General features: G+C 34.2%; 5 protein-coding genes. All 5 read right to left on the bottom strand.

The window, feature by feature from the left end; genetic code table 11:
• Positions 1–150: 150 nt before the first annotated feature.
• Positions 151–420: a hypothetical protein gene (locus tag ACT8VG_RS08080; RefSeq protein WP_226793649.1), complete on the bottom strand. Its 270-nt coding sequence runs from the start codon at positions 418–420 to the stop codon at positions 151–153.
• Positions 421–482: 62 nt separating this feature from the next.
• Positions 483–1244 (bottom strand): transporter substrate-binding domain-containing protein, encoded by a 762-nt coding sequence (locus ACT8VG_RS08075; RefSeq protein WP_117459973.1) that lies wholly within the window; start codon positions 1242–1244, stop codon positions 483–485.
• A 43-nt stretch (positions 1245–1287) separates the two neighbouring features.
• The gene (locus ACT8VG_RS08070) at positions 1288–2022 is read right to left on the bottom strand and encodes an amino acid ABC transporter ATP-binding protein (protein ID WP_444195582.1); all 735 of its coding nucleotides are present in this window, start codon (positions 2020–2022) and stop codon (positions 1288–1290) included.
• A complete protein-coding gene (locus ACT8VG_RS08065; RefSeq protein WP_288706604.1) occupies positions 2012–2710 on the bottom strand; it encodes an amino acid ABC transporter permease in 699 nt (232 codons plus the stop codon). The genes ACT8VG_RS08070 and ACT8VG_RS08065 overlap by 11 nt, the downstream gene beginning before the upstream one ends.
• A 132-nt stretch (positions 2711–2842) precedes the next feature.
• Complete coding sequence (locus tag ACT8VG_RS08060) at positions 2843–4180, bottom strand: MATE family efflux transporter (protein WP_444195581.1); 1338 nt, start codon at positions 4178–4180, stop codon at positions 2843–2845.
• Positions 4181–4205 lie beyond the last annotated feature (25 nt).

The raw sequence follows: 4205 nt of genomic DNA, 5'->3' as shown, positions 1-4205 counted from the left end.
AGAATGATGGGATGGAGAACCACTGCCTCCTCCACCACCTCCACTTGATCCTCCACCCCCGCCACCCGCTCTTGCATAAACAGGGGAAATAGAAAAACATAATATACATACGATAAATAAACATCTAATTAATTTCTTCATAACTTCCTCCTAAGAGATTAGAAACATTACTAATATCATGAATAACATGATACATCCCAAAAAGCCTAAGATACATAGTAATAAGCCTAGCCACCAAATAAGTGTTCTTTCTTTTCTAGTAATAATAGAAAAGATGAGTCCTACAAAAGAAAATACAGGACCAATCAGGATGATATCTGTATAAGAATAAGGAGCGTGATTGGCACTATAGAAATAGATTAAAAATACTACGATAGATAATAAACCACAAATAAGTGGTATAGAGTTCATTTTTTTCATAGACAAAGTATATCATAAAAAAAGAATGATAAGAAATATATCTTATCACTCTTTAACAAGTCTTATTCATACTTAGCTACAATCTTATCGTATTCACCGTTCTTCTTTAGTTTAGCTAAACCTTTGTTGAACTTCTTTAATAATTCTTTGTTTTCACCTTTTAATACTGCGAAACCATAGTTTGCTGGACTTTCTTTACCACAAGGAATATCGAAGTTTAACTGACCTGTTTTAACCATGTATTTTAATACTGGATAATCTTCAAAACATGCAGCTGCTTCACCAGATTTAACTTTTTCAAACATGAATGTTGATTCTTCTACGACTTCTAGTTTGAATCCATATTTATCTTTAATAGACTGAGCATATTTTAATCCTGCAGTAGATGTTTTAGCAACTACAGTTTTACCTTTTAAATCAGCATAACCTTTAATACCTGAATTTTTTGCAACACCCATTGAAACACCTGTTTCATAGTATGGATCTGAAAAATCATATTTTTGTTTTCTTTCATCATTGATTGACATACCTGCAATAACACCATCAGCTTCACCTGATTCTAGTGCTGTACATGCAGCATCAAAACCTAATGAGTTAATCTTAATCTTGAATTTCTGATCCTTGGCAATAGCTCTGATTAAGTCCATATCGACACCAACTAATTTACCAGAATCATCTTCCATTTCGAATGGAGGATATGTTTTATCAGTCGCAATAATGTAAGTCTTTTCTTCATTCTTGCTACTAGAATTTCCTCCACAACCCACTAATGAAACTGCCATTAAACCTGCTAATACAATAGCACCGAACTTCTTCATTTTCATAATCGTTTCCTCCCTTATATATCTACACTTATGTGTTGATACCTTATAATACTTTGTTTAAGAAATCTATTGTTCTTTGTTGCTGTGGATGATTGATGACATCATATGGATTACCCTGTTCTACAATATATCCACCATCCATGAATATAACTTTAGTACCTACTTCTCTCGCAAAGCCCATTTCATGAGTGACAACAACCATTGTCATACCCTGACTTGCAAGATCTTTCATTACAGCGAGTACTTCTCCAACCATTTCTGGATCGAGTGCACTAGTTGGTTCGTCAAAAAGCATAATATCAGGCTTCATTGCAAGGGCCCTCGCAATAGCAACTCTTTGTTTCTGACCACCAGATAACTGTGCTGGATAACTGTCAGCCTTATCTTTTAGACCAACACGTTCTAATAATTGATAAGCAGTTTGTTCTGCTTCTGCACTTGTCATCTTCTTAAGTTCAACAGGTGCAAGCATTATATTTTCTTTAACTGTCATATGTGGGAAAAGATTGAAATGCTGGAATACCATTCCGATGTTTTCTCTTTTCTTACTGATATCAAGTTTAGGATCTGTGATATCTTCACCATCAATGATAACACTACCACTTGTAATATCTTCTAGACGGTTTAAACATCTTAAGAATGTTGATTTACATGATCCTGAAGGACCAATTAAACAGATAACTTCACCTTCATTAATATCTAAAGAAATATCTTTTAAAACCTCTAAAGAACCAAAGTTTTTCTTGAGGTTTTTGACAGAGACTTTTTTATTTGCCATAAGATAACCTCTTTTCTACAACTTTTGATACCTGTGCAAGTACTGTACAGATAAATAAATAATAACAAGCCATAAAACAATAAATAACCATCATATGAGCTGACTGCGTTGCGGCAATTGTTTTACCAACGTTAGTCAATTCTGTTAGACCAATAACAGATAATAATGAAGTATCCTTAATAGAAATAATGAACTGATTGATGATTGAAGGTAACATCGTTCTTAAAGCCTGTGGTAAGACAATCTTCTTCATTGTTTTACCATAAGTTAAGCCAAGCGATCTGGCTGCTTCAATCTGTCCTTTGTCTACTGCTTCAATACCACCTCTGACGATTTCTGCCATATAAGCACCGGCATTAAGTGATAGGGCAACAGTACCAGCAGTAAAAGTACCCCCAATATTTAACCATCTAAATCCTGTAGGTCTTAACATCTGTCCCAAGCCAAAATATATAATCAATATTTGTACAAGCATTGGTGTACCACGAATGATATAAATATAAAGGTTGGCGATTGATTTTAATATCTTCATGATCACTGACTTACTTTTTGAAGTATTGACTAATCCAACAATGATTCCAATAATAGTCGCAGCTACTAATGATATAATTGATAATTCAATCGTAATCACTATAGCCTGATTGAATCGACTGGCAAAAAAACCTAAATTTTCAAAAAATCCTTTCACATGAATCCCCCTTTTCTTTTATGTTTATAAATTACACCAATTCTTAATATATGTCAAAGAATTTTTATCACTATGAAAATATATTATTAAAATTGTATTAAAAAAAGAACAAAGTGAGACTTTGTTCCTTGATTAGGCATCAAAATGATGCTTTTTGAAATGTTTATAGTAAATAATAAAGAGTAGTGAGGTCGTAAACCAAGTGACTGGATAAGAGACAACAACACCTTTAATAGTTGGATAGTGTGGTGAAATGAATGTGAGCCAGGCAATACGTAGTACACATATACCTAAGCATACTAATATCATTGGTTTAATGGATTCCCCACATCCTCTCATAGTACCTGAGAATATTTCAACACAGCAATATAAGAAATAGAATGGCATTAAGAACAGCATCAAGCTATAACATTCTTCAATAATATGTGGATCTGATGAGAATAATCTTGTGATATAACTGCCTGTTAAACAGAGTATTGTACTGATTGAAATAGTCATAATGAAAGCCATAGCAAGGGCTGTTCTTGTACCCTTTTTAATACGATCATGAAGATGAGCTCCATAGTTCTGTCCACTAAATGTTGTGATTGCTGCACCAATAGCCGCAATCATCATCCAGAACAAGGCATCTATTTTTACATAAACTGACCATGAAGCGATTGTTTGTGTACCAAAAGCATTGATATGACTTTGTAAGACAATGTTTGAGATACTATACATTGTAGACTGTATTCCAGCAGGAGCACCAATCATAATAATCTTCTTGAGTACAGGTAGATGAAATTTCATCTTTGATAATGTAAGCTTGTAGACTTCATTTGTACGCATTAATTGAATAGTGACAAGTATGGCACAGACAAACTGGGCAATGACTGTTGCGATAGCTGCCCCAGCAATACCTTGATGGAAAATGACTACAAAGATAAAGTCAAATACGACATTCACAATACTACATACAATTAAGTAATAGAGTGGTCTTTTACTGTCCCCTACTGCTCTTAAGATTCCTGCACCGATGTTGTAGATTGCGCCTGGAATCATACATAAGAAGTAAAGCTGCATATAGAGAGTGGCATCATTCAATATATCATGTGGTGTACCAATAGCATCTAAACACTGATATGAGAAGAATAAGCCAAAAAGCATCATGAGTATGCCACTGACAATTGCAAGACTATAAGAAGTATGCACTGCCTGATGAATTTTCTTATTATTTTGTGCACCATAGTATTGGGCGATGACTACGGAAGCACCTGTAGATAAGCCTACATAGAAGTTAATGATTAAATTCGTTAAGTTTCCTGTTGAACCAACTGCAGCAAGTGCGCTTGTGCCTACTGTTTGTCCAACAATGATTGTATCAACAGTGTTATATAACTGTTGAAAGAAACTTCCTATAAGAATAGGAAAAAAGAAAAAAAGCAACTGTTTCCAGAAAACACCCTTAGTGAAATCTTGTGTCTGATTCATGTTATTCCCCCCTAAAAGATTAATA

Source organism: Catenibacterium sp. (assembly GCF_052354645.1).
GTDB classification, from domain to species: Bacteria; Bacillota_I; Bacilli_A; order Erysipelotrichales; family Coprobacillaceae; genus Catenibacterium; species Catenibacterium mitsuoka_A.
The sequence above is the reverse complement of the archived record's forward strand: the minus strand, read 5'-3'. Positions and strand labels throughout refer to the sequence as shown.

Coding starts and splice junctions, on each gene's coding strand:
- ACT8VG_RS08080 (WP_226793649.1), bottom strand. CDS start 420: ATGAAAAAAATGAACTCTATACCACTTATTTGTGGTTTATTATCTATC.
- ACT8VG_RS08075 (WP_117459973.1), bottom strand. CDS start 1,244: ATGAAAATGAAGAAGTTCGGTGCTATTGTATTAGCAGGTTTAATGGCA.
- ACT8VG_RS08070 (WP_444195582.1), bottom strand. CDS start 2,022: ATGGCAAATAAAAAAGTCTCTGTCAAAAACCTCAAGAAAAACTTTGGT.
- ACT8VG_RS08060 (WP_444195581.1), bottom strand. CDS start 4,180: ATGAATCAGACACAAGATTTCACTAAGGGTGTTTTCTGGAAACAGTTG.